Source organism: Rhizobium sp. RHZ01, from assembly GCF_014851595.1.
Classification (GTDB): domain Bacteria; phylum Pseudomonadota; class Alphaproteobacteria; order Rhizobiales; family Rhizobiaceae; genus Rhizobium; species Rhizobium altiplani.
Map to the genome: position 1 here is coordinate 125,888 of NZ_JACUZZ010000002.1, position 24,306 is coordinate 150,193.

General features: G+C 61.7%; 21 protein-coding genes. 2 read left to right on the forward strand and 19 right to left on the reverse strand.

The features are described from left to right. Nucleotides 1-31: 31 nt before the first annotated feature. The 13 genes from IB248_RS03415 to IB248_RS03475 all read right to left on the reverse strand — a co-directional run bounded on the left by IB248_RS03415 (nucleotide 32) and on the right by IB248_RS03475 (nucleotide 10,109). Nucleotides 32-1,183, reverse strand: a complete 1,152-nt coding sequence (locus IB248_RS03415; protein ID WP_026371511.1) for a hemolysin family protein — start codon at nucleotides 1,181-1,183, stop codon at nucleotides 32-34. Beyond that, complete coding sequence (gene ybeY, locus IB248_RS03420) at nucleotides 1,180-1,695, reverse strand: rRNA maturation RNase YbeY (protein ID WP_192240313.1); 516 nt, start codon at nucleotides 1,693-1,695, stop codon at nucleotides 1,180-1,182. Before ybeY ends, IB248_RS03415 begins: the two co-directional genes overlap by 4 nt. After that, nucleotides 1,695-2,744, reverse strand: a complete 1,050-nt coding sequence (locus tag IB248_RS03425) for a PhoH family protein (protein WP_025658708.1) — start codon at nucleotides 2,742-2,744, stop codon at nucleotides 1,695-1,697. The genes ybeY and IB248_RS03425 overlap by 1 nt, the downstream gene beginning before the upstream one ends. A 19-nt stretch (nucleotides 2,745-2,763) precedes the next feature. After that, entirely contained in the window at nucleotides 2,764-4,173 is a 1,410-nt protein-coding gene (miaB, locus tag IB248_RS03430; protein WP_192240314.1) for a tRNA (N6-isopentenyl adenosine(37)-C2)-methylthiotransferase MiaB, read from the reverse strand. Nucleotides 4,174-4,221: 48 nt separating this feature from the next. After that, entirely contained in the window at nucleotides 4,222-5,019 is a 798-nt protein-coding gene (locus tag IB248_RS03435) for a lysophospholipid acyltransferase family protein (protein WP_192240315.1), read from the reverse strand. Nucleotides 5,020-5,048: 29 nt separating this feature from the next. Beyond that, the gene (locus IB248_RS03440; RefSeq protein ID WP_007789354.1) at nucleotides 5,049-5,477 is read right to left on the reverse strand and encodes a Fur family transcriptional regulator; all 429 of its coding nucleotides are present in this window, start codon (nucleotides 5,475-5,477) and stop codon (nucleotides 5,049-5,051) included. A 37-nt stretch (nucleotides 5,478-5,514) separates the two neighbouring features. Then, nucleotides 5,515-6,015, reverse strand: a complete 501-nt coding sequence (locus tag IB248_RS03445; protein ID WP_192240316.1) for an N-acetyltransferase — start codon at nucleotides 6,013-6,015, stop codon at nucleotides 5,515-5,517. Further along, nucleotides 6,012-6,671, reverse strand: coding sequence for a tRNA (adenosine(37)-N6)-threonylcarbamoyltransferase complex dimerization subunit type 1 TsaB (gene tsaB, locus IB248_RS03450; RefSeq protein WP_018855108.1), 660 nt, complete (start codon nucleotides 6,669-6,671; stop codon nucleotides 6,012-6,014). Before tsaB ends, IB248_RS03445 begins: the two co-directional genes overlap by 4 nt. 102 nt (nucleotides 6,672-6,773) lie before the next feature. Then, nucleotides 6,774-7,340 (reverse strand): NifU family protein, encoded by a 567-nt coding sequence (locus IB248_RS03455; protein ID WP_018855107.1) that lies wholly within the window; start codon nucleotides 7,338-7,340, stop codon nucleotides 6,774-6,776. A gap of 110 nt (nucleotides 7,341-7,450) precedes the next feature. Next, on the reverse strand, nucleotides 7,451-7,942 hold the full coding sequence (locus IB248_RS03460; RefSeq protein WP_007789346.1) for a universal stress protein: 492 nt from the start codon (nucleotides 7,940-7,942) through the stop codon (nucleotides 7,451-7,453). 82 nt (nucleotides 7,943-8,024) lie between these two features. Then, entirely contained in the window at nucleotides 8,025-8,450 is a 426-nt protein-coding gene (locus IB248_RS03465; protein WP_018855105.1) for a cupin domain-containing protein, read from the reverse strand. A gap of 101 nt (nucleotides 8,451-8,551) precedes the next feature. Continuing rightward, nucleotides 8,552-9,616, reverse strand: coding sequence for a tryptophan--tRNA ligase (gene trpS, locus IB248_RS03470; RefSeq protein WP_018855104.1), 1,065 nt, complete (start codon nucleotides 9,614-9,616; stop codon nucleotides 8,552-8,554). A gap of 97 nt (nucleotides 9,617-9,713) precedes the next feature. Further along, nucleotides 9,714-10,109 carry a VOC family protein gene (locus IB248_RS03475; RefSeq protein WP_192240317.1) on the reverse strand — a complete coding sequence of 132 codons (396 nt, stop codon included), beginning with the start codon at nucleotides 10,107-10,109 and terminating at the stop codon, nucleotides 9,714-9,716. 401 nt (nucleotides 10,110-10,510) lie between these two features. Here IB248_RS03475 and IB248_RS03480 point away from each other — a divergent pair, with 401 nt between their 5' ends. Continuing rightward, nucleotides 10,511-10,936, forward strand: coding sequence for a D-Ala-D-Ala carboxypeptidase family metallohydrolase (locus tag IB248_RS03480; RefSeq protein ID WP_018855102.1), 426 nt, complete (start codon nucleotides 10,511-10,513; stop codon nucleotides 10,934-10,936). Between the two features lie 3 nt (nucleotides 10,937-10,939). Here IB248_RS03480 and murJ read toward each other — a convergent pair whose 3' ends face one another. The 4 genes from murJ to mutS form a co-directional block, all read right to left on the reverse strand. Next, nucleotides 10,940-12,520, reverse strand: a complete 1,581-nt coding sequence (gene murJ / locus IB248_RS03485; protein WP_192240318.1) for a murein biosynthesis integral membrane protein MurJ — start codon at nucleotides 12,518-12,520, stop codon at nucleotides 10,940-10,942. A gap of 10 nt (nucleotides 12,521-12,530) precedes the next feature. After that, the gene (locus IB248_RS03490; protein WP_113470563.1) at nucleotides 12,531-15,440 is read right to left on the reverse strand and encodes a [protein-PII] uridylyltransferase; all 2,910 of its coding nucleotides are present in this window, start codon (nucleotides 15,438-15,440) and stop codon (nucleotides 12,531-12,533) included. 105 nt (nucleotides 15,441-15,545) lie between these two features. Beyond that, nucleotides 15,546-15,821 carry a hypothetical protein gene (locus IB248_RS03495; protein WP_113470564.1) on the reverse strand — a complete coding sequence of 92 codons (276 nt, stop codon included), beginning with the start codon at nucleotides 15,819-15,821 and terminating at the stop codon, nucleotides 15,546-15,548. 3 nt (nucleotides 15,822-15,824) lie between these two features. Next, the gene (gene mutS, locus IB248_RS03500) at nucleotides 15,825-18,557 is read right to left on the reverse strand and encodes a DNA mismatch repair protein MutS (RefSeq protein WP_192240319.1); all 2,733 of its coding nucleotides are present in this window, start codon (nucleotides 18,555-18,557) and stop codon (nucleotides 15,825-15,827) included. A gap of 111 nt (nucleotides 18,558-18,668) precedes the next feature. Between mutS and IB248_RS03505 the strand changes: the two genes are divergently transcribed. Then, nucleotides 18,669-20,954 carry an NADP-dependent malic enzyme gene (locus IB248_RS03505; RefSeq protein ID WP_169679223.1) on the forward strand — a complete coding sequence of 762 codons (2,286 nt, stop codon included), beginning with the start codon at nucleotides 18,669-18,671 and terminating at the stop codon, nucleotides 20,952-20,954. Between the two features lie 54 nt (nucleotides 20,955-21,008). Here the strand turns inward: IB248_RS03505 and IB248_RS03510 are convergent, their stop codons facing one another. Together IB248_RS03510 and IB248_RS03515 are read right to left on the reverse strand one after the other, a co-directional pair. Further along, a complete protein-coding gene (locus IB248_RS03510) occupies nucleotides 21,009-21,884 on the reverse strand; it encodes a GNAT family N-acetyltransferase (protein WP_018857739.1) in 876 nt (291 codons plus the stop codon). A gap of 109 nt (nucleotides 21,885-21,993) precedes the next feature. Beyond that, on the reverse strand, nucleotides 21,994-24,264 hold the full coding sequence (locus IB248_RS03515) for an ATP-binding protein (protein WP_192240320.1): 2,271 nt from the start codon (nucleotides 24,262-24,264) through the stop codon (nucleotides 21,994-21,996). Nucleotides 24,265-24,306 lie beyond the last annotated feature (42 nt).

Here is a 24,306-nt window from a genome sequence, read left to right on the forward strand (position 1 = left end):
AAAAAGCCGCCGTTTGTCGTGCGTTGCGGCATCAGGTCGACGTGGAGGCGTCGGTTTGCCTCTCCTCGCCGTGATCCGAACCGGGCGTGCTGTCGCCGTCGATCTTGACGCGGCGACGGATGGCCTGACGCTTGCGGGTGATCCTCACGCGCTTGATCCGGCGCGGATCGGCGTCGAGGATATGGAACTCGAAACCGGGCAGAGCCTGCACGACCTCGCCACGCACCGGAATACGCCCGAGCTCGGAGAAGATCAGGCCGCCCAGCGTGTCGACTTCGTCGACCTGTTCGGTGATGTCGAAGTCCGGCCCGATCGCCTCGGCGATCTCCTCCAGTTCGACACGGGCATCCGCGACGAAGACGTCTTCGGAGACGCGCTTAAACATGACTTCATCGTCGTCGTGCTCGTCATCGATGTCACCGACGACCATCTCGACGATGTCCTCGTGCGAGGCCAATCCATCGGTGCCGCCGTACTCGTCGATGACCAGCGCCATCTGCGTGCGGTTGACCTGCATGCGGCGAAGGAGGTCCGACGCAAGCATCGACGGCGGAACGAACAGGATCTTGCGGATGATCCCGGCCTCCGACAGCGTCTTCTGTAGGTCGACGCGGCTGAGGTCGAAATTCGGCTTCGCAGCGCGTGTAGGCTTCTGCAAGTGTTCGGGTGAAACCTCGACCAGAGGCTCTGTCGACTTGACTGTCTTGGTGCTGCCGCGGCGCTTGTTGCGCGCCTGCTTGGCGACGTAGGACAGGAGATCGCGGATATGCACCATGCCGCGCGGATCATCGAGCGTATCCGCATAAACAGGCATGCGCGAACGGCCAGATTCCTCGAACAGGATCATCAGTTCGCCGATCGTGATGTTCTGATCGACGGCTTCGATATCGGCCCGCGGCACCATCACGTCAGCAACGCGCACTTCCCGGAAGCGAAGGATGTTGTGCAGCATTGCCCGTTCATCGGGCGAAAAGACGTCACCGTCGGCAGCGTCGGTCAGCAGCGCATCGGCGATGTCCTCGCGAAGGCGCGAGCCCTGCTGTGGTCTCAAGATACGCGCGGCGCGCGTCCAGAAGGATTGGGGTCGTCCAGACTGCCTACTACTACTGCCACCCTCGTCAGAAGAGGAGGATTGGTCGGCGTCCTTGGCCTCCGCGGCCGGTCTCGTCGTAAAGTCGCTCATGGTTCCATTTTAAGGTCTTGACCCTCGTATGGGTCAGATAGGCCGAGTACCGCCAAAATGCGAGTCTCGAGCCCCTCCATTATCTCGGCTTCAGCGTCATTATTATGATCGTAGCCGAAGAGATGCAAGAAACCATGCACCATCAAGTGGGTCAGGTGGTCGTCAAAGATCTTTTCGAGCTCGACTGCCTCCCGCTCAACGGTCTCTCTTGCGATAATGATGTCGCCCAACATCGGTCCCGGCACGTTGCCCGGCTTGACCGGGAAGGCCGGAAAGGAAAGCACATTGGTCGGCTTGTCCTTGCCGCGCCACTCGGCATTGATGTCCTGGATCGAGGCATCATCCGTGAAAACAAGCGAAACCTCGGGCACCATCTTCGGAAAGGGCTGCTTGACCGTTTCACGCAGATAGGTGGCGGCTGTTTCCAGCACCCGATCCGCCAATGCATGCAGCGCATCCTCGGAGGGCCAGTCGCCCTCTTCGATGCTGATCTGAATGTCGAGTTCGGCCATCAATCCTGCCGGCTGGCTTCCTCTGCTTCCGCGATATAGGTCGAGTCGTAGGCCTTGACGATGCGGCCAACAAGCGGATGACGTACGACATCCGTATCCCGGAAGCGGACGATCGAAATGCCTTCGACGCCATTCAGTAGTTGAAGGGCCTCCACCAGTCCGGATTTGACACCACGCGGCAGGTCGATTTGGCTCGGGTCGCCGGTGACGATCATGCGGGAATTCTCGCCAAGACGCGTCAGGAACATCTTCATCTGCATCGAGGTCGTGTTCTGCGCTTCGTCGAGAATGACGGCGGCGTTTGCGAGCGTCCGGCCGCGCATGAAGGCGAGCGGAGCGATTTCGATAACACCGGCCGTGATTGCCCGATCGACCTTGTCGGCGGGCATCATGTCGTAGAGCGCGTCATAGAGCGGGCGGAGATAGGGATCGACCTTTTCCTTCATGTCGCCGGGCAGGAAGCCGAGCCGCTCGCCGGCTTCCACCGCCGGGCGGGAAAGAATGATCTTCTCGACGAGACCCCGTTCGAGGAGCTGGGCCGCATGAGCGACGGCGAGATAGGTCTTGCCGGTACCCGCCGGACCGACGCCGAAAACCAGTTCGGCCCGTTCCAGAGCGCGCACGTAGGCGTCCTGGGTCGGCGTTCGCGCGACGATAGTCTTCTTGCGGGTCGAAATCTGCGCCATGGTGAGCTTGGCTTTGCGCTCCATCGTCGGCAGGCTCAGTTGATCGTCTGCGGCGACCGCCATGCGGATCGCGCCTTCAACGTCGGATCGCTCCACGCTGCCGCCTTTCTGGAGTTTCTCATAGAGGTAATCGAGTGTACGCCGCGCCTGGTTGGTGGCGACAATGTCTCCCGAGATAACGACGGAATTGCCGCGCGCTCGAGCGTCGATGTGGAGACGCTCTTCAAGCAGCTTGAGGTTCTGGTCGAACTGACCGAACAACTCACTGGCGAACCGATTGTTCTCGAACGTCAGAATAAAGTGATTGGCGTCGCTCGCAATGCGTGGGTGGCGCGGTGAAGAAACCAATTCTTGTCCGTTCAAGCGGTCGAGCTCCTAGGGTTTAGACCTCAGCCTCTGCTATCTCGGCAAACAGGCTGTTGGTTCCGGTTCCGGTGATTCGCACGTTAATAATGTCACCGATTTGCAATGCTTTTGCATCAACATTCACGGACTGAAGCCACGGAGAACGGCCGATAAGCTGTCCTGGCATGCGACCGGGCTTTTCGAGCAACAGTTCGATCGTTTTCCCGACACGGGATTCGGCAAATTCCTGCTGTTGCTTCAGAAGAAGCGCCTGCAGGCGTTCTAGCCGTTCTGCCTTGATCTCTTCCGGCACCTGGTCCTTCAGTTCCGCACCGGGCGTGCCCGGCCGTGTCGAGTACTTGAAGGAGAAGGCCTGCGCATAGCGCACCTCCTCCACGAGACGGAGTGTATCTTCAAAATCCTGCTCTGTCTCCCCCGGAAAACCGACGATGAAGTCTCCGGAAAGGGCAATGTCTGGGCGAGCGGCGCGGATGCGCTCGACGAGGGTCAGGTATTCGGCGGCCGTATGGCGCCGGTTCATCGCCTTCAGGATGCGGTCGGAGCCGGCCTGCACCGGCAGATGCAGGTAGGGCATCAGCGCGCGCAGGTCCCGATGCGCCTCGATCAGGCGATCGTCCATGTCGCGAGGATGGCTGGTGGTGTAGCGCAGACGTGCAAGTCCGGGGATCTCGGCCAGCCGGTAGAGCAGGTCTCCGAGCGTCCATTCCTGATCATTCGGGCCGACACCATGCCAGGCGTTGACGTTCTGGCCGAGCAGCGTGATTTCGCGCACGCCGCCTTCCACGAGCTTCTGTGCTTCCTCGACGATCTGGCTGACAGGCCGAGATACTTCCGAACCGCGCGTATAGGGCACGACACAGAAGGTGCAGAACTTGTCGCATCCTTCCTGAACCGTCAGGAAGGAGGTTACGCCGCGAGAGCGGATTTTCTTGCTCTCGGCGATCGGCAGATGCTCGAACTTGTCTTCGAGGGCATATTCCGTGTCGACGATCCGCTGCCCTTCCTTCGCCTTGCGCAGCGCTTCCGGCAGGCGGTGATAGGTCTGCGGACCGATGACGACGTCGACGGCGGGCGCCCGGCGCAGGATTTCCTCGCCTTCCGCCTGTGCCACGCAACCGGCGACGCCGATCATGAACTCCCGGCCTTCCTTGTTGCGCTCCTTCTTCATGTCGCGCAGGCGGCCGAGCGCCGAGTAGACCTTTTCGGCAGCCTTTTCGCGGATATGACAGGTATTCAGCAGAACAAGGTCTGCCTCTTCCAAGACTTCCGTCGACTCGTATCCGTCACGCGCGAGGGCATCGCTCATGCGTGTCGAGTCATAGACGTTCATCTGGCAGCCATAGGTCTTGATGAACACCTTGCGGCTGTTGCTGCCATCACGGAGATCGGTCTCCGGGGCATGAAGAAGGGCACTGTCCTGGGTCATGGGCGGCTATTTAGTGGTTTTTCATGCGCGAGAAAAGGAAATCTTGCCTCAGGCCGCTTTGCGACCGCGCAATGCTGCGCCAAGCATCGAGCGGATGCGACGAGCGATGGTCGTGCTGACTTCCTTGCGGTTGCTGTTCGCACGATATTCGACGGCTTCGCCGAAACAGACTTCCACCTCAAAGGCGCCGCATCGCAGCATGTCTTTCAGATGCGGGAACATCTCCACATCGCCCGGCCACGAGGCAAGCGGGCGATGATAGCGCCCCATCGGCAGACCGTGGACGCCGGTATAGGCCACCGCGACCGGTTGGACGACGACGGCTCCGGTCGGCGAAGCGGGAACCGCCATGGCGGCGGCGCCAAACAGCGACGATTTGACCTCCAGAAGCCGGTTTCCATCCGACGTCGTGCCCTCCGGAAACAGGACGACGATCTCGCCATCCGCCATTCGGGTCGCTATCTCGTTCGCCTGATGACCGGTCTTGCGCTTTTCCTCGCGCACGACGAAGACGCTCTTCTGCAGCTTCGCCAGCGTGCCGAAAATCGGCCAGTCGCGCACCTCGATCTTGGCGATGAACGCAACGTCGGCAACCGCGGAGAGCACCATGATGTCCATCCACGACGAATGATTGGCGCACAGCATCAACGGCCTGTGCGTTTCCATCTTCCCATGGACGCGAATCCGGATGCCGAGACAGAAACAGACGATGCGATGCCAGACGCGGGGCAGCCAGCGCCGCAGCTTCCAGTCGAAGCGGAGCGCCAAAAGCTGCCAGGGCATGAGCAGGAGACTGGCGACGAAAATGACGATACCCGCAAAGGCGACGCGCAGCCAGGCGATCAAGACGAAGACTCCATGGCTGCGATCATGTCTCAGCGCTCGTCCGGCTTGAGCGGGATGCCGTAAAGTTCCAGCCGGTGGTCGACCAGCTTGAAGCCGTGCTCGCGGGCGATGCGCTCCTGCAATGCCTCGATCTCGGGCGAGTGAAACTCGATCACGACACCCGACTTGAGGTCGATGAGATGGTCGTGATGCTCTTCCGGCACCGTCTCATAGCGCGAGCGGCCGTCTCGGAAGTCATGACGCTCGATAATGCCGGCGTCTTCGAACAGCTTCACGGTGCGGTAGACTGTCGAGATCGAAATCTTCGCATCGACCTTCACCGAGCGGCGATAGAGTTCTTCCACGTCGGGGTGGTCGGCGGATTCTTCGAGTATGCGTGCGATTACACGGCGCTGCTCGGTCATGCGCATGCCGCGTTCAGCGCAAAGCTCCTCGAGGGTCTTGGCGACGTCAGTCATGGGCTGCCTTCCGATAGTCAACGTTCAAGCAACGGAACTAGCGAAGAACGCGCTTCATGACAAGCGCTGTGGAAACCGCGCCCTTGGCATCCTTGTAGTATCCCCGGCGTTCGCCGACCTTCTCGAAGCCGAGCTTGCCGTAGAGCCCGAGTGCGGCCGCATTGCCGTCGTCGACCTCGAGAAAGATGCTCTCGCCACCGCGCAGTTTCGCTTCGCGCATGGCAGCCTGCATCAGCCGCCAGCCGAGGCCGGCGCGCGCGACCTTTGTCTGCACGGCGATCGCCAGGATTTCCGCTTCGCCGGCGACTTGGCGCGCCAGCACGAAGCCCGGCAACGGCTTCTTGAGGAATGCATTGGTTTGGCGGGCCACGAAGCCGAAGACGGTATCCTGGCTGAGCAGGCTGTAGAATTCGCCATCGCCCCACGGGCGGGCGAAACGCTCGCCGTGCAGCGCGGCGACCGCGCGGCAATCATCGGCATCCATCGCGACGATTTCAAATTCCGGCTTCAAGGTCAAATAGGATTCCAACATCGTCATACTCGCGCAATTGCGAATCCGGCCTGCGGCTTGGCATCGGGTCCGCGCAGATAAAGAGGTTTAGGCTTTCCAGCAGACGGATCGGCGTCGGCACCGAGGCGCGCCACCAAAGAAATCGGGAAATGGTTGGCATGGTCGCCGGTAGCGTCCGGCTTCAGGAGGGGCGTGGCCGAACCGGTTATTTCGCCATCGAATGCCGCAGCAACCGTCTGCGCTTCCTCGACAGTCACGGCGCGCGCTTCGTCGAGCGGTTCGCCATCGGCATTGAAGGCCTGCAAGTAGATCTCGTTTCGCTTGGCATCCATGGCTGTCAGCACCGGGCGCCCGGGCGTCTTTTGCCGCTGCGCTTCAGCCATCACCGCAAGCGTGGTGATGCCGACGGCCGGAACGCCGAGCGACAGCGCAAAGCCGCGGGCAGCGGCGACGCCGACGCGAATGCCCGTGAAGGAGCCAGGACCGATGGTGACGGCAATACGATCGACGGCCGAAAGCGCCAGGCCCGCCTTATCCATCGCGCGGTCGACGATCCCCATCAGATGCTCAGCATGCCCCTTGCCGATCATGTCCGATGCCTCCCCCAGCATCGTATTCCTGCCGCTGTCATAGAGAGCGGCAGCGCAATCCACACCTGCGGTGTCGAGCGCCAGTATGATCATGGCATCAATTTCCGAATAAAGCGTTCCTCAGCGTCCATACAATCACCCTGCCGCGCTTGCAATTGCTGCGCCAGGACGAATGCCGGAACAGGGGCGTCGCCGTCAGGCGGCGACGACTTCCTCGACTTCCGGAACGAAATGGCGAAGCAGGTTCTGCACGCCATGCTTCAGCGTCGCCGTCGAGGACGGGCAGCCGGAGCAAGAGCCCTTCATGTTGAGATAAACCTTGCCGTCCTTGAAGCCGCGGAAGGTGATGTCGCCACCATCCTGTGCAACGGCCGGCCGCACGCGTGTGTCCAGCAGCTCCTTGATCGTCAGCACGATCGACTCGTCGGCTTCGTCGAAGAATTCGCCGCCGGCATCGAGATCTTCGGAAAGAATCGATGCATCGCCCATGACAGGCTTGCCCGACATGAAGTGTTCCATAATCGAGCCAAGGATCGCCGGCTTCAGGTGCTGCCACTCGGCATTGTCCTTGGAGACGGAGATGAAGTCATAACCGAAGTAGACGCCGGTCACGCCCGGGATTTCGAACAGACGAGCCGCGAGCGGCGATGCCTGGGCCTCGTCGGCGCTCCGAAACTCGGCCGTGCCGTTTTCCATCACGACCCGACCCGGCAGGAACTTCTGCGTGGCGGGATTCGGTGTGGCTTCGGTCTGAATAAACATGTCGCTCTCCGTGCGGCGGGCAGTGGCCCAGGCCGTCTTTAGAATTCTTCAAAAAAGAAAATAAGCCGATTGGCAACTCTATTCAAGAGACTGGCACTCAAGAAATGGCTTTATGCGAGGGCATCCAGCTCCTCGTCGGTCAATGTATCCGGCAGGACAGTGACGGGGATCGGAAATGTCGCGCCACGCCCGGCGATCGACGACACCAGCGGCCCCGGTCCCTCCTTTGCCGAGCTTGCGGCCAGCACCAGGATGGCGATATCACGGTCTTCTTCGATGACGGCGTTGATCTGTTCCGTGGCGCTTCCCTCGCGGATGACGATCTCAGGGTCGATGCCGATCGTTTCGCGAACCACATGCGCCGCCTTGGCGACTACTGCTTCCGCTTCCTCGCGCGCCTCGGCGCGCATGATTTCCTCCACACCCAGCCACTGCTGGAAGTCGCCCTCCGGAATCACGTACATCAGCACAAGGCCGCCATTCGAGTTCTTGGCGCGCCGACCGGCGTAGTGGACGGCGCGGGAGCATTCGGGCGTATCGTCAATGACAGCCATGAATTTGCGGCGATGACCTTCGAGCCGGGAGAGTCGTTTTGATACCATGGGGCGGACTCTGACACCTGAACCTGAAGATTTGCAAGCCCTCGTTTGGTCGCCCTCGAAGGATCGCCTGCGTGCTGTGTAGTCAGGCCGGAACCAGTCCGTAGAGACGCATGATCGCCTTCACATGTTCGATGTCAGGCTTGCCCTGAACATTGATGGCCGACGCCATCTCCTCGAAATAGCGCCTGCCGATCAGGCCGGGCGTCATGGTGATCAACGCCTTGGCGGTTTCGCCATGCAGGTTCTCGTGGGTGTGGACGTAACCGCGCGGAATGAACAGGGTTTCCCCTGCTGCGATCTCGTGTTTGCGCCCGTCCAGCGTCGTCGACATCGTGCCGGACAATCCGTAGATCACTTCGTCGACGTCCCGGTGGTAATGGGGGGCGGGGACGCGTGCCTGGGGCGGGACCGTGAATTCGAACATCACGAGACCGCCGGCACTCTGATCCTCGTCGATCAGAAACCGGATCTCCATCGTGCCGATCTGGATGAGGTTGCGATCTCGCATCGAAGCCTCCTGACGGTCGTTTCAACAGACTACGCCGCAGGTCTGGCTTCGACAAGCCCGGGGCGGCAAAGGTCGCCCCGGGTAAGCTCTTGAGGCCTATCTCAGTACAAGAAGCCGACGATGTCGCGCACTTGCTTCATCGTCACCTCGGCGCGGGCCCGAGCCCGTTCACTGCCGTTGCGCAGGGTCGCGTCGATGTGACTGGTGTCCGACATCAGGCGGCGCATCTCGGCGGTGATCGGCGAGAGCACATTGACGGCGAGATCGACGAGCGCCGGCTTGAAGACCGAGAACTGCTGCCCGCCGAATTCGGCAAGCACGTCAGCTTTCGACCTGTCAGCGAGCGCCGCGTAGATGCCGACAAGGTTGTCCGCTTCCGGGCGACCCTTGAGACCGTCGACTTCACTGGGCAAGCCGTCCGGATCGGTCTTGGCCTTGCGGATCTTCTTCGAGATCGCCTCCTCGTCGTCCATCAGGTTGATGCGCGAAAGATCTGATGGATCCGACTTCGACATCTTCTTGGTACCGTCGCGAAGCGACATGACACGCGGCGCCGGGCCATCGATCAGCGGCTCGACCATCGGGAAATAGGCATGCACCGGCTCGTTGCCGACGGTGATGTCGATGCCATAGTCCGTCTTGCGGATATGCTCCGCGTAGTCGAGGTTGAACTTCATGGCAATGTCGCGGGCGAGTTCAAGGTGCTGCTTCTGGTCGTCGCCGACGGGGACATGCGTCCCGCGATAGACGAGGATGTCGGCAGCCATCAGGCTCGGATAGGCGTAGAGACCGAGCGAGGCCTGCTCGCGGTCCTTGCCGGCCTTGTCCTTGAACTGCGTCATGCGGTTCATCCAACCGATGCGCGCTACGCAATTGAAGATCCATGCGAGTTCTGCATGCTGCGGCACGGCCGACTGGTTGAAGACAATGTGCTTTTCCGGATCGATGCCGGAGGCGATGAAGGCGGCGGCGATCGAGCGGATCTGGTTCGGCATATCCTCATGGACGAGCTGCGCCGTCAGCGCGTGCATATCCACGACACAGTAGATGCAGTCGTTGCCTTCCTGCAGTGCCACGAACTTGCGGATCGCGCCGAGATAGTTGCCGAGATGGAGATTGCCGGTCGGTTGGACGCCGGAAAAAACGACTTTCCTGAATTCGTTCATTATGTCCTCGATTAGGCTGGTGGAGGGCCCCAGGGTCTGTAACCCATGTTGCTAACGGGCGCGCTTATGCACGCGCGCGCTCCCGCAATCAAGGGGTTCAGCCTGCGGCGTGTTCGATCAGATCGAAGGTGTTGCCGTAAGGATCCGCAAACACGGCGACGGTCCCGTAGCTTTCGTGCCGCGGCGCCTCGAGAAACTGCACGCCCTTGGCCAGCATCGACTCATGGTCGCCTGCGAAATCGTCGGTCTTGAGAAAGAAGCCGACACGCCCGCCCGTCTGGTTGCCCATTGCCGCCATCTGCCGATCGTTGGCCGCCTGCGCGACCAGAAAGGCTGCGCCGTCGCTGCCCTTCGGTCTGACGACGACCCAGCGCTTGCCATCCGGCTGGACGTCATCCTGGAGGCAATCGAAGCCGAGCGCGCCGCAGTAGAAGTCCTTGGCGCGATCGTAGTCGTCGACGACGAGCGTTACGAGGAAGAGCGATTGGGACATTGCAGGCTCCGATTTGTCGTGTCGTGTTGTTGCCGGTTGCGGGGGCTCGGTCAAGGATCATGCTCCTCGCGCCGACGGGAGCGCCTTCGCGACCGTGAGGTCTAGCAAGCGTTTTGACACACATTGCACCCGGCGGGGATTGGCGGTGGTATTTGCACGAGAAACGCTATGAACGGGAGATTGGCGATGAATTGCTTGCTGTGAATATGTCAAGAAAATTTACGCAGCTTGGAAATTTATACCACCTCTGAGGTAGAGCTAATTCATCAATTGGCCGTAAATTGTGTTACGGTTCCGTAACGGTAGGTAAAGAATTTCACAAAAAGGCCATTTTTGGGGTGAGCGTTCCATTCGCCAAAAACTGCGCCGGCGATGCCGGCGCATTTCGAGGGGAGGGAACCATGCATTCGGCATTTTCCATCGCACTCGCCGGCCTGTTCAGTCTGTCGTGTTTCGACAGTGCCGACGCCCAGAACGTCAGAAGAGTTGCAATACCGCCGCTCAAGCATAAGGAAACGCTTGCCTACTCGCTGCAGACCGTCAGCGTCCAGGCGAACTGCTTCCCGCCGCGGCTACGCGGCGTTCTTGCTTATATCGCCGCCAAGACCGGTCGCCGTCCAATGGTAACCTCGGGGTTCCGGGCGCACGGTCGATCTCATTCCCAGCATCGCTACTGCGCAGCCGCCGATATCCGGATCCCCGGCGTTTCGGAGCGCACCATCATTGCGATCGCTGAATCGGCACCAGGAATCGGCGGGATCGGCCGTTACTGCAACGGCATCGTCCATGTGGACGTAGGCGCCAAACGACGATGGACCTATTGCTGAGGCTCAACCGTCTACCTTTGCAGCCGGCTTGCGATTGAGATTGCGCCGGATCATGCCGAGTTTTGCGCCACCGATCAGGAATGCGGTCGCGAAGTAGACAGCCATGGCGATCACGATCAGAAGGCCGAGCGTGCCGACCTTCGTCGTCAGGTGCGCGCTTGAGGCAAGCCACGGCTCCCAGCGGTGCTGCAGGTACATGATCACGCCGCCCATGACGGCCGCCGACACGACGAGCAGCGCCGTGCGCCGCGCCAAGGCCCATTCCCAGGTGAGATGGCGACGACGCAGCAGGGTGGTGAAGAGCAGTACGGTGCTTATCCAGCCTGCCGTCGCTTCCGCGACTGCTATGCCGGGAGCGCCGAGGAACGGGAAGAGCGTCAGCGCCGTGGCGCAATTGACGCCAACGGCGATGGCGGAAAAGCGCATCGGCGTCCTGGTGTCCTCGCGCGCGTAGAATCCCGGCTGCAGCGCCTTGATCAGCACGAAAGCCGGCAGGCCAATGCCGTAGATGGCGAGGATGGAGCCGACGATGGAGGTGTTTTCCTGATGGAAGGCACCGCGCTCATAGAGCACACGGATGATTTCGTCGGAGAGAATCCAGAGCGCGAAGGCAGCGGGGATGGTCAGGAACAGTACGAATTCCATCGACCGGTTCTGCAGGTTTGCGGCCTCGCGCAGATTGCCGCCCTTCAGGGCGCGGGCGAGTTCCGGCAGCAGCACCACGCCGACGGCGACGCCGACGACGCCGAGCGGCAGCTGATAGATACGGTCGGCATACTGGAGGGCTGCAATGGCGCCTTCGCGCGAGGACGCAATCGCCTGGCCGATCATCTGGTTGATCTGGGTAATGCCGCCAGTCACCGCCGCGGGGATCGCGAGGATCAGCAGTCGTTTGACGTTGGGCGTGAAGCGCGGGAAACGCAACCCGATGCTCATGCCGGCGTGGAGCACGCCGAAGTAGACGACGGCGAGCTGCAGGATACCGGCGACGAGCACGCCCCAGGAGAGATACCACGCGGTCTGCACGGGCTCCGCGTCGATATAGAGCGCGTAGAACAGCGCGCCGATCATCACGACGTTGAGGAAAACGGGCGCAATCGCGGCGGCGAAGAAATGATGGAGCGAATTCAGCATGCCGCTCATCATCGCCGTCAGCGACATGCACATGAGGTAGGGGAACATGACCGCCGCCATGCGCACGGTAATGTCGAACTTGTCCGGATCGTTGGTAAAGCCCGGCGCGATGACGAAGCGCACGAGCAGGGGCATGGAGAGCTCCATCACGATGGTGATGAGCAGCAGCACCGAAAACAGCACGCCGAACACTTCTTCAGAAAAGCGCTTGGCACCATCGGTGCCGTTCGCCTCGATTTCCTTGGCAAAGAGCGGCACGAAGGCGGCATTGAAAGCGCCTTCCGCAAAGAGCCGCCGGAAGAGGTTCGGAAAACGGAAGGCGGCATAAAAGACGTCGGCCATCGGACCGGTGCCGAGTGCGGCCGCCATCAGCGTTTCACGGGCGAAGCCGAAGATGCGGCTGCCGAGCGTGGCGCCGCCGACGGTGGCGAATTTTCTAACGAGGCTCATGCGTTTGGGCTCATGCGGGCGAATCCGCCTTCTTTTCTGTTTGCATCGCGGCGCTGGCCGTAGCAGGCGGCGCGATGATGCCGGAGGGCATGCGCTCGCGCAGCTCGTCCTGTTCCTCGGCCATCACGGCCTTGAGGCGCGCGGTGATATTCGAGCGCTTGCTGTCGCCCGAGATTTTCTGGCCGACGAGATCGGTCACGTAGAAGGTGTCGATGACCTTCTCGCCGAAGGTGGTGATGCGGGCCGACTGAATGTCGAGCGAGAGATCCGATAGAACCGCTGTGATTTCCGACAGCAGGCCGGGTCGGTCAAGGCATTCGACTTCGATGACCGTGAACTTGTTCGACAGACTGTTGGAGATGTTGACCGATGGCGGGATGACGAAGGCCTTGCTCTTCTTGCGGTTCTTGGTGCGGGTCGCGATGACCTCGGGCAGCCGCTTGCGGCCGGAAAGCACGTCCTCGATCATCCGCCCGATGGTGCCGGCGCGGCGAAGCTCGTCGGCATCGTCCTTGAACTCGCGGCTGACATGGATCGTGTCCAGCGCGCGCCCATCCGACGTCGTGAAGATTTGCGCGTCGACGATGTTGGCACCGGCAGCGGCACAGGCACCGGCGATGACGGCCAGGAGGCGCGGATGGTCAGGCGACAATACGGTGATCTCGGTGATCGCGTGGAAACTGTCGGTCCGCACCATTGTCGCCAGCGCTTGGCCGGCCTTGTCCGCCTGCCGGATGAAGCCGGCGTGCCGGACCTGATCTTCCAGGGGAACGGAGAGCAGATAGGGCTGGTAGTGCAGCTTGCTATAGATCTTGCGATCCTTCTGGCTCCAGTCGGAGAGCGCGTTGTAGAGCGCTTCGGCTGCGAAATTGGCGCGCTCCTTGCGCGAAACCTCCGAGAAGCCGCCGGCAAGCAGCAGTTCCGTTTCATAGTAAAGCGTGCGCAGCAACTGGCCTTTCCAGCCGTTCCAGACACCGGGACCGACGGCGCGGATGTCGCAGATCGTCAGGATCAGCAGCATCTTCAGCCGGTCGAGCGACTGCACCACATCGGCGAAGTCGGTGATCGTCTTGCGGTCCGTAAGGTCGCGCGTCTGCGCCACCATCGACATGACCAGATGCTCCTGGATCAGCCAGACGACCAACTCTGTCTGCTTCTGCGACAGGCCGAAACGGGCGCACAGCTTGCGGGCGACACGGGCGCCGGCAATGGAATGGTCTTCTTGGCGGCCCTTGGCAACGTCGTGCAGCAGCACGGCAAGGTAGAGCGCCTCGCGGTCCTCGATGCCGGGCATCAATTTGTTTGCGAGCGGGTGCAGGTCGTCGGCCTTGCCCTTGTCGATTTCCGACAGGACGTCGACGGTGCGGATCAGATGCTCGTCCACCGTATAGTGGTGGTACATGTTGAACTGCATCATCGCGACGATCTTGCCGAATTCGGGAATGAAGCGGCCGAGCACACCGGCCTCGTTCATGCGCCGCAGAATGAGCGCGGGGTCGCCCTTCGAAGTCAGGATCGACATGAAGAGGCGATTGGCCTCATCGTTTTCGCGCAGATCGCTGTCGATGAGGTTGAGCGAGCGCGTCACCCGCTTCAGCGCATCGGGATGGAATTCCAGCCCGTTGATGTCGGCAACATGGAACAGGCGGATGATGTTGACCGGGTCGTGCTTGAAGACATCCGGGCTTGCAAGCGCGATACGACCGCGGTCCTCGACGAACTCCGTGCTGCCGGCGATCTTGCGGCTGCGGTGCGCAAAGCGGCTGATGACACCGGTGAGGCCGGGCGTCGACTTCGCCTGCTGATCCTCGAGCGCCGCGCAGAGGATGCGCGTCAGGTCGCCGACGTCCTTGGCGACGAGGAAGTAGTGCTTCATGAAGCGCTCGACGGCCGAAAGGCCGGGTCGCGAATGATATCCAAGCGCTTCGGCGATCTCGCGTTGAATGTCGAAGGACAGCCGTTCCTCGGCCTTTCCGGTCAGGAAATGCATGTGGCAGCGCACCGCCCAGAGGAAGTCGTCGGCCTTCTCGAAAACGCGATACTCGTGCTTGGAGAGAACCCCGAGTGGCACCAGCTCCGCCGTGTCGCGAACATGGTAGTAGTATTTCGAAATCCAGAAGAGCGTGTGCAGGTCGCGCAGGCCGCCCTTGCCTTCCTTGACGTTCGGCTCGACGAGATAGCGCGTGTCGCCCGCCTTGCGGTGGCGCTCGTCACGCTCGGCAAGCTTGGCGGCGATGAATTCGGGGCCGGTGCCGGTGACGATTTCCTTGTCGAAGCGCGTCTCCAGTTGCGTTTCCAGCGATCGCAGGCCACAGATGTAGCGCATCTCGAGGATCGCCGTGCGGATCGTCATGTCCGACTTCGACAGCGCAATGCACTCTTCCAGGGTGCGCGTTGCATGGCCAACCTTGAAGCCCATGTCCCAGAGGACGTAGAGCATGAATTCGACTGCTTTGTGCGTCTCCTCCGCCGGCTTCGGCTGGAACAGGAACAGAAGGTCGATATCGGAGCCTGGCGCCAGCGTGTCGCGGCCATAGCCGCCAACGGCGGTGACGGCGAACTTGTCCTTCTGCTTCGGAAAGACGTGGGTGCAGACGAACTCGTAGAGGACCGTGACGATCTGGTCCTGCAGCCAGGAAATACGGCGGGCACAATTGATGCCGCTGCCATCGGCAGAAAGCAACTCGCGCGCTATCTGTCTACCTTCGCTGCTCGCCTTCTTGAGGATCGCCAGCAGATCGGACCGCATGACGTCGGGCCGCGTCTTGTTGGCCTCGGCCACCGCGTCGCACGTCTTCGAGAGATGATCGGTGTCGAGGATATCGGAGAAATCGATGTCGTTCGTCGTCGCCATGCGCGGGGCGGCTTCCTGTTCGCGTGGCGCAGCCGTGTGCTGCTGCTCCTCTCGTTTCGTCTGCATGCGCTATAGCCTCTTTGCCCGCCGATGACACGGGCTTTCATACTGCAGAACCTTTAATTTTGGCGAAAAGGTGTTGCCGCGCGCGAAAGCGGCGGCATCGGGCGATCAGGCAGCGATCTGAGCCTGTACGGAATAGAGCACCTGCCGCGTTTCGCTGGTGATCGCCTCCAGCGTCTCTTGGTCGCACTCGCGGTAGCCGGCTTTGGCAACACACGAGGAAAGTTCCAGAATCCGGGCGCAGCAGCGGATGATCTGCAGCAGGCCGAAGGGCGAAGCCCAGCCGCGCGGGGTGCCGTGCTCATCCGCAAGCCGCAGCGCTTCAAGCGCGTTGAAGATCGCCGCAAGCCTCTGGGTCTCGTTGAACAGCCGATCCATGAACATCGGCTAGCCCTGCTTCAGCTTCTTCTTGAGGTCGTAGAGCGCGCCCATCGCCTCGCGCGGGGTCATGTCGTCGAGGCTCATGGCCTTTAGCGCTTCTTCCACCTTCGATGTGCCACGGCTGGCATCCTCGCGCCGAACCGCCACCTGGAACAGAGGCAGGTCATCGATGAGCTGGCTCGCCGGGTTCTTGCGGTCGGCGTCCTCGAGGCGTGTCAGCACGTCGCGGGCACGCGCCACCACCGAGGCCGGCAGGCCGGCAAGCCGGGCAACCTGGATGCCGTAGGAGCGGTCGGCAGCACCTGGGCCGACCTCGTGCAGGAAAATCACGTCGCCGTCCCATTCCTTCACGCGCATCGTCGCGTTCGATAACCGTGCAAGCTTTTCCGACAGCACCGTCAGTTCGTGGAAGTGGGTGGCGAAGAGGCCGCGGCAGCGGTTCCCTTCGTGCAGATGTTCGACGGCGGCCCAGGCGATGGAAAGGCCGTCGAAGGTAGCCGTACCACGGCCGATCTCGTCGAGAATGACAAGGGACCGGTCGGTCGCCTGATTGAGGATCGCCGCCGTTTCGACCATTTCGACCATGAAGGTCGATCGGCCGCGCGCAAGATCGTCGGAAGCGCCGACGCGCGAGAACAGCCGATCGACGATGCCGATATGGGCTGACGTCGCCGGCACGAAGGACCCCATCTGCGCGAGGATCGCGATCAGTGCGTTCTGACGCAGGAAGGTCGACTTACCGCCCATGTTCGGGCCGGTCAGCAGCCAGATCGCGCCATCCTTTCCGCCGGAGACGGGAGAGAGATCGCAGTTGTTGGCAACGAACGGGCCAGATGATTGCCGCCGCAGCGCCTGTTCGACGACAGGGTGGCGTCCGCCTTCGATCGCAAACATCTTCGAGCCGTCGACCAGCGGCCGGCAATAGGCCTGCTCGTCTGCAAGCAGCGCAAGGCCGGCGGCAACGTCGATAACGGCGAGCGCGCGAGCGCCTGCCTTGATTGCTTCCGCTTCGGCGACGACGGCCGAGGTCATGTGGTCGAATGCCGCCAGTTCGATAGCAAGCGCCTTGTCGGCGGCGTTGGCGATCCGGCTTTCCAGATCGGCAAGCCCGGTGGTGGTGAAGCGCATCGCGTTCGCCATCGTCTGGCGGTGGATGAAGCGACCCTTGGCCTCCGGCGTATCTGTCATCGGCCCGGCATTGCCGGCAGTAACTTCGATGAAGTAGCCGAGGATATTGTTGTGCTTGATCTTCAGCGATTTGATGCCGGTTTCCTCGGCATATTGCAGCTGCAGGCCGGCAATCACCCGGCGCGATTGATCGCGCAGCGCCCTGACCTCGTCCAGTTCGGTGTTGGCGCCGTCCCGCAAGAAGCCGCCGTCGCGCTTCAGCAGCGGCAGCTCGTCGCCCAGTGTTTCGGAAAGCAGCGTTGCGAGGCCGGCCGGGAGGGCCTCGAGGCGCGAAAGCGCGAGCTTCAGCTCTTCCGGCAGCAGTGCTTCCGACAGCAGCCGGGCGACATCGCCCGCAGCACTCAGGCCCTGACGGATGGCGGCAAGGTCACGCGGCCCGCCACGGTCGAGTGCAAGACGCGAAAGCGCGCGCGGCATATCGGGAACATGCTTGAGATGGTGGCGCAGGTCGCCGCAAAGCGAAGGCTCCTCCATCAGGAAACCGATCGAATCCAGCCGCTCATTGATCCGGATGGGATCGGTCAACGGCGACATCAGCCGTTCGGCCAGCAAGCGTGCCCCGCCGCCCGTCACGGTACGGTCGATCGCCTTCAGCAACGAGCCGTTGCGATCGCCTGAAAGCGTGCGGGCAAGTTCGAGATTGGCACGGGTGGCGGGATCGATGAACAGCGTTGACGCGCCGCTTTCGCGCTCCGGCCGGCCGAGCGGCGGCCGTTCGGCGATCTGTGTCTTCTCGACATAGGCGACGGCTGCAGAGGCGGCGGCAAGCTCGGCGCGCGAAAAGGTGCCGAACCCATCAAGCGTAGAGACATTGAAATAGCGCGCGATCCGCCCCTCGGCGGTGGCGCTGTCGAAGAGCACGGATGGTTGCGGAACGGCGGTGCGGCCGAGTACGTCGAAAACAGGTTTCAGCTCGGCATCGTGAAAGATCGTATCGGGCACGATCAGTTCACGCGGATCGATCCGCAGGATATCGGCAAGCAGCCGCGAGCTTTCGGTCTCGGCCAGGCGGAAGATTCCGGTCGAGATGTCGATCCAAGCCAGCGCCAATACCGGCTCGGCGCTGCCACGAATCCGGGTAAGTGCCATCAGATAGTTCGATTCCGACGGCGAAAGCAGCTTTTCCTCGGTAATTGTGCCCGGCGTCACCAGGCGGATAACGTCGCGTTTCACGACGGACTTGGATCCGCGCTTCTTGGCTTCGGCCGGGTCCTCGACCTGCTCGCAGACGGCAACCCGGAAACCGAGGGCGATCAGCTTCTGCAGGTAGTCGTCGGCCGCATGAACAGGCACGCCGCACATAGGAATGTCCCGCCCCATGTGCTGGCCGCGCTTGGTCAGCGTGATGCCCAGTGCACGGGAGGCTTCCAGAGCATCCTCGAAGAACAGCTCGTAGAAATCGCCCATGCGATAGAACAGCAACGAGTCAGGGTTGTTGGCCTTGATCTCGATGAATTGCTCCATCATCGGCGTTGCCGAGGCGCGGCTTTCTTCCGTGGCCAGCTCGGCAGCCGAAAAGGCTTCTATTCCAGTGTCTATTCGTTCGTTCACGGAGATGCATTTTTTCCAAAAAAGAGGTGCCAACCCTAGCCGCCCGCCGCTATAGATGACAACCGCGATTGAGGAAGAGCAAGGCGTCACCCACAAGACGTTGGAGGAAAAATGCCCGACACCGAGAAGAAGCAGCGGCCGGTTACATCAGTGACCGACAACGAGGCTCTTGAGTTCCACGCCATGGGGCGGCCCGGAAAGCTGGAGATCAACGCCACGAAGCCTATGGCGACCCAGCGCGATCTGTCGCTCGCCTATTCGCCTGGCGTTGCCGTTCCGGTGAAGGCAATCGCCGCCGATCCCGCCACCGCCTATGATTATACGACGCGCGGCAACATGGTCGCGGTCATCTCGAATGGTACCGCAATTCTCGGTCTCGGCAATCTCGGTGCACTGGCCTCCAAGCCTGTTATGGAAGGCAAGTCGGTGCTATTCAAGCGCTTTGCCGACGTCGACTCCATCGATCTCGAAGTCGATACCGAAAACGTCGATGAGTTCATCAACTGCGTCCGCTTCCTCGGTCCCTCGTTCGGCGGCATCAATCTCGAAGACATCAAGGCGCCCGACTGTTTCATCATCGAGCAGCGTCTGCGCGAACTGATGGACATCCCGGTTTTCCATGATGACCAGCACGGCACGGCGATCATTGCTGCCGCTGGTCTCATCAATGCGCTGGAACTGACCGGTCGCGACCTGAAAACGACGAAACTCGTCTGCAATGGCGCGGGTGCAGCAGCCATCGCCTGCGTTGAGCTCATCAAGGCCATGGGCTTCGCGCCCGAGAATATCGTCCTTTGCGACACCAAGGGCGTGATCTACCAGGGCCGCACCGAGGGCATGAACCAGTGGAAGTCGGCGCATGCGGTCAAGACCAAGGCGCGCACGCTCGAGGAGGCGATGAAGGGCGCGGACGTGGTTTTTGGCCTCTCGCAGAAGGGCGCGTTCTCCGAGAGCATGATCCGCTCCATGGCTGATCGCCCGATCATCTTTGCGATGGCCAATCCCGATCCGGAAATTACGCCCGAAGAGGTTACCCGCATCCGCGACGACGCCATCATGGCAACGGGTCGCTCCGATTATCCGAACCAGGTCAACAACGTCCTCGGTTTTCCCTATATCTTCCGTGGCGCGCTGGACGTCCGTGCGACCACCATCAACGACGCCATGAAGATCGCTGCTGTTGAGGCGCTGGCAAATCTCGCCCGCGAGGACGTTCCTGACGATGTTGTTGCCGCTTATCAGGGCAACCGCCCGCGCTTTGGTGCGCAATACATCATTCCGGTGCCGTTCGATCCGCGCCTGATCTCGGCGATCCCGGTTGCCGTGGCACAGGCAGCGATTGACAGCGGCGTAGCGCGCAAGCCGATTACAGATATGACGGCCTATGCCCGCGAACTTTCCGGCCGCCGCGATCCCATCGCCTCGACGCTGGCGAGCCTCTACGAACGCGTTCGCCGCCGTCCAAAGCGGGTGGTTTTTGCCGAGGCCGAAGAAGAGCAGGTCATGCGTGCGGCAATGTCCTACGCAAACCAGGAGCTCGGCACGGCGATCCTGCTCGGCCGCGAAGACCTGATCCACCAGACCGCCGAGCGCGCCGGCATCGACCTCAATCGGCCGGGGCTGGAAATCGTCAACGCACGTATCTCCACCCGCGTCGAAACTTATATCGACTACCTCTATGCGCGCCTGCAGCGCAAAGGCTACCTGCATCGTGACGCACAGCGTCTGATCCATCAGGATCGCAACCACTTCGCCGCTTGCATGGTGGCGCTTGGTGACGCCGATGGGATGGTTACTGGTATCACCCGCAACTATTCGACGGCCCTGGAAGATGTGCGCCGCTGCATCGACATGAAACCCGGCCACCGGGTCATCGGCGTATCGATCGCGCTGTGCCGCGGCCGGACGGTGTTCGTCGCCGATACAGCGGTTCACGATATGCCGAACGCCGAGGAGCTCGCCGATATCGCTGTCGAGGCCGCAGGCTTTGCGCGCCGCATGGGCTATCAGCCGCGCGTCGCCATGCTTGCCTATTCGACCTTCGGTCATCCGTCGGGCGAACGCTCCGAGCGTGTGCGCGAGGCGGTGAAAATCCTCGACAAGCGCCGCCTCGATTTCGAGTATGACGGCGAGATGGCGGCCGACGTGGCGCTGAACCGCAAGGTCATGGAGCAGTATCCGTTCTGCCGCCTGTCCGGCCCGGCCAACGTGCTCGTCATGCCGGCCTTTCACTCAGCCTCGATCTCCACGAAGATGCTGCAGGAGCTTGGCGGTTCGACTGTCATCGGCCCGATCCTCGTCGGCCTCGACAAGGCCGTTCAGATCACTTCGATGGGCGCAAAGGATTCCGACATCGTCAACATGGCGGCGATCGCCGCCTATACGGCTGGATCGTGAAATAAAAACGGAGCGGGAGGCATCCTCCCGCTCCGTCTTCCATCTGCTTGAAAGTCAGCTCGCGAAACGACCGGCGTCGGCGCCGTAGTAGTTCAGGTAGCGATCGGAAATGCTGGCGATCGGCAACACGATCAGGACATCCGTCGTATTGAAGGCCTTGTCGACCACGGCGGTCGAACCGACCATGGCGCCGAGGCGCAGGTAACCCTTGATCAACGGCGGCAGTGCCATCAGCGCCCGCTTCGGGTTGACGGCTTCGGCCGGCATCAGATCCATGTCGCGCGCAAGGTGCGGAAGAGCGGCGACGGCCCACTCATCCTTCGCGGCGACGTTGTGATGCAGGAAGGACAGTGCCAGCGCATGGCTTTCCGGGTGGATGCCCGGGAAGGAGGCGCAACCGAACATGGCGCCCATGCCATGCTTCAGCGCATAGGCCCAGTTGCCCTGCCACAGAAGCTCGACCGTGCGCTTGGTGCGGTAGTCGGGCAGCACACAGGAGCGGCCGAGTTCCATGAACCGTTTGTCCGGATGGCGAGCAAGCAGCTCGTCGATGGCGAATTCCGAAGCCGAGTAAAAGCCGCCGTTCGCCATGGCGACTTCCTGTCGCAGCAGGCGATAGGTGCCGACGATCTGGTCCTCGCTGTCACCCTCGATCGAGCGGTCGAGCACGAGCAAATGATCGCAGAACGTGTCGTAGGAATCGAAATCGCGCTTGCGGCGCATGGCCTCCGGCGAAAGCTGTGCCCCCATTTCTTCGACGAAGACGCGGAAGCGGACGGCCTGGGCGGCATCGATCTCGCTGGCCGTTCGGGCAAGGCGAGTTTCGAGATTGCCGATGCGGCCGAGAACGTCGCCTTCCTTTAGCGCAAGCGTGGTCGATGGCCGGGGGGTCTCGGCGACAGCGTCACAGTTGAGGGCGTCTGCTGACATGGCGATTCTCCCGTTGCCGGCTTTTGACACGCCATAAAACACTTATATGCGACAGGAAAGTGACATCATATAGCCGCCATACGCAAGAAGCGTGCCGGTTATTTGATGGCTACCGCGCTTCCGCGCGGCGGGCCGAAAGCGCAGCAACAGCTTGGACTTCCGTCAGCAACCTTATCGGGTCAACCGGCTTTACCATGACGCGGTTTGCACCATTCAGCAAGACTTGTCTACGGGATTCATCGCGCTTGTCGGCGGTGAGCACGAGGATCGGAACAGGCGGAAGATCGAGCCGGCGTTCGTGCCCGCGTAGCCGGCCAAGCATGTCGATGCCGTCGCCTCCTGGCATGGAAAGGTCGCTGATGACAATGTCAGGGCGCACGCTTCCCTCCGACAGCGCGGCGTCGAGCAGCGTCTCGAAGTGCTCGACGTGCTCGACGGTATGACCGGCTTTTTCGAGCATGGCGCGAATGAGCATCGCGTTGATCGGGTCGTCTTCCGCCAGCAGGATACGCAGCCCACTCTGGATTCCCGCTTCCGGAATGGCAACGCTGAAACCGGGCTGGTTATCGTTCAACGCATCGCGCTTCTCCATGCCGCGCATCCGTCCACGCAGCACGTCGATCAGCGATTGCTCGCGCAGCGGCCGTATCAGCCACGCGTCGAATAGGTCGAGCGGATGGGCGTTGCGCTCCTCGGGGTTGACCAGGAAGATTTTGCGCAGTCCCAGTGCCGCGATTTCGCCACGGTCGGCAAGGTGCTCGGCGAACTCCGTCGACATCCGGTGGTCGACGATGATGTCGGTTGGCCTGCGGTCGCCCGCAGCCATGGCGAGCAACATGTCATGGGCGCTCGCACCGTCGGTGACCAGGTGGCAATCGCCGCCGAGCGTTGCGATCGTCTCCGATATCGCTTTGCGCGCCGAACCGGCCGGTGCCAGCAGCAGCACGACGCTGCCTGCAAGCACGGCCTTGTGGCGACTGCGGCGTTCCTCCGGAATGGCGATCGGAAAGCGGATGCTGAACTCGCTACCGGCTCCCTTTTCGCTTGTCACCGTAAGTGTGCCGCCAAATTCGCGCATGATGCGGGCGGAGATGGAGAGACCAAGCCCTGTCCCGGCGCTCTTCTCGACCAGCGTTCCGCCCTGCTCGAATTCGCCGAAGATGCGGTTTTGTTCTTCCTCGGTCATGCCGGGGCCGGTGTCGGTGACACTGATCAGCACGGTGTTCGCCTGCAGCGATGCCTGGACGAAAACGCCGCCCGCCTGCGTGAATTTCACGGCGTTGCCGATCACGTTGAACAGGACCTGACGCAGGCGCGCCGGATCGAAGCTCATCATGTCTGGAAGGTCGGAGGATACCGTTGTCCCAATCTCGATGCCCTTTTCATGGGCGCGGTGGGCCAGCATTTCGACGACGCTTTCAAGGAGTTTGCGCAGCGATTCTGCGCGGGGGCGCAATTGGAAACGACCGACCTCGATGGTCGAGAAGTCTAGGAGGTCCTCGACCAGCTGCGTCAGCGCATAGCCGGATTGGCGGATGCCCGTCAGATAGTTCTGCTGTTCCTGCGTCAGCCGTGTCTCGGTCAGCAGATGCGTCATGCCGAGGATGCCGGACAGCGGAGTGCGGATTTCATGGCTGACCGTGGCAAGCAGGCGTGATTTGGCTGCGCTGTTGTACTCGGCCTTCTGCCGGGCCTCCTCGCGGGCTTGTGCGGTCAGCCGTTCGTCGGTGATATCGCGAGCGATGCTCTGCAGCAGGAGCCGTCCGTCGGCGGGGTCGCGGGTAACGACGTCACGCCAGAAAAAGATGCGTTGGCCTTCCGGCGTCGAGATCTCCACCTCGAAGCGATGCGGTGCCGAGCCCGGTCGAAAGGCGATGCCAATCTCCTCACACGTCAGTCCCTCTGGATTGAGCCTGCCGGTCAGCCGACGAAATGCCTCGTTGGCGCCAACGATGCGCCGATCCATGTTCCGTGTGACGGTAATGTCGCCAAGCGCGTCGTGGATCTCCGCAAAGAGAGCCGCCCTCTGGCTCCATGCGGATGAAACGCCGGTGGGGTGTTTCCGCAACGGGCGTTGTCTGGTGGTTGCGAGCATCGCGAGCAGGACAACGAAGGACAGCGCGGCAACGCCGAGCCCCATCGATGGCAGCAGAGGGCCGCCCGCCTGCGCCACGACAACAAGGAGAAAGCCGCCAACAAGGCCGAGACCGCCCAACCACCAGGATAGAAGCTTGCGGCCGACGCGGCTGCGTTGGAATTGCGGTGAAACGAACTCGGCTTGATAGGCAACAATATCCGAGTCCCGCTCACCGTGGCGATGAGCGGTATGCCGCCCGAACGCGGCGGCAAGTCTGTCGTGCAATTGACCGAGACCTTGCATGCCCGCCGGAATAGCATGGCGGCGGTTCCAAATGCCTTCAGC

Excerpts from the sequence above, each read along its gene's own strand:
- IB248_RS03505 (WP_169679223.1), top strand. The coding sequence starts at position 18,669 with ATGCCCGACACCGAGAAGAAGCAGCGGCCGGTTACATCAGTGACCGAC.
- ybeY (WP_192240313.1), bottom strand. The coding sequence starts at position 1,695 with ATGGCCGAACTCGACATTCAGATCAGCATCGAAGAGGGCGACTGGCCC.
- tsaB (WP_018855108.1), bottom strand. The coding sequence starts at position 6,671 with ATGATCATACTGGCGCTCGACACCGCAGGTGTGGATTGCGCTGCCGCT.
- IB248_RS03490 (WP_113470563.1), bottom strand. The coding sequence starts at position 15,440 with ATGCAGACGAAACGAGAGGAGCAGCAGCACACGGCTGCGCCACGCGAA.
- IB248_RS03475 (WP_192240317.1), bottom strand. The coding sequence starts at position 10,109 with ATGTCCCAATCGCTCTTCCTCGTAACGCTCGTCGTCGACGACTACGAT.
- IB248_RS03495 (WP_113470564.1), bottom strand. The coding sequence starts at position 15,821 with ATGTTCATGGATCGGCTGTTCAACGAGACCCAGAGGCTTGCGGCGATC.
- IB248_RS03415 (WP_026371511.1), bottom strand. The coding sequence starts at position 1,183 with ATGAGCGACTTTACGACGAGACCGGCCGCGGAGGCCAAGGACGCCGAC.
- trpS (WP_018855104.1), bottom strand. The coding sequence starts at position 9,616 with ATGAACGAATTCAGGAAAGTCGTTTTTTCCGGCGTCCAACCGACCGGC.
- IB248_RS03460 (WP_007789346.1), bottom strand. The coding sequence starts at position 7,942 with ATGGTATCAAAACGACTCTCCCGGCTCGAAGGTCATCGCCGCAAATTC.
- IB248_RS03515 (WP_192240320.1), bottom strand. The coding sequence starts at position 24,264 with ATGCAAGGTCTCGGTCAATTGCACGACAGACTTGCCGCCGCGTTCGGG.
- IB248_RS03455 (WP_018855107.1), bottom strand. The coding sequence starts at position 7,340 with ATGTTTATTCAGACCGAAGCCACACCGAATCCCGCCACGCAGAAGTTC.
- murJ (WP_192240318.1), bottom strand. The coding sequence starts at position 12,520 with ATGAGCCTCGTTAGAAAATTCGCCACCGTCGGCGGCGCCACGCTCGGC.
- IB248_RS03465 (WP_018855105.1), bottom strand. The coding sequence starts at position 8,450 with ATGCGAGATCGCAACCTCATCCAGATCGGCACGATGGAGATCCGGTTT.
- IB248_RS03440 (WP_007789354.1), bottom strand. The coding sequence starts at position 5,477 with ATGACTGACGTCGCCAAGACCCTCGAGGAGCTTTGCGCTGAACGCGGC.
- IB248_RS03480 (WP_018855102.1), top strand. The coding sequence starts at position 10,511 with ATGCATTCGGCATTTTCCATCGCACTCGCCGGCCTGTTCAGTCTGTCG.
- IB248_RS03445 (WP_192240316.1), bottom strand. The coding sequence starts at position 6,015 with ATGACGATGTTGGAATCCTATTTGACCTTGAAGCCGGAATTTGAAATC.
- IB248_RS03510 (WP_018857739.1), bottom strand. The coding sequence starts at position 21,884 with ATGTCAGCAGACGCCCTCAACTGTGACGCTGTCGCCGAGACCCCCCGG.
- miaB (WP_192240314.1), bottom strand. The coding sequence starts at position 4,173 with ATGACCCAGGACAGTGCCCTTCTTCATGCCCCGGAGACCGATCTCCGT.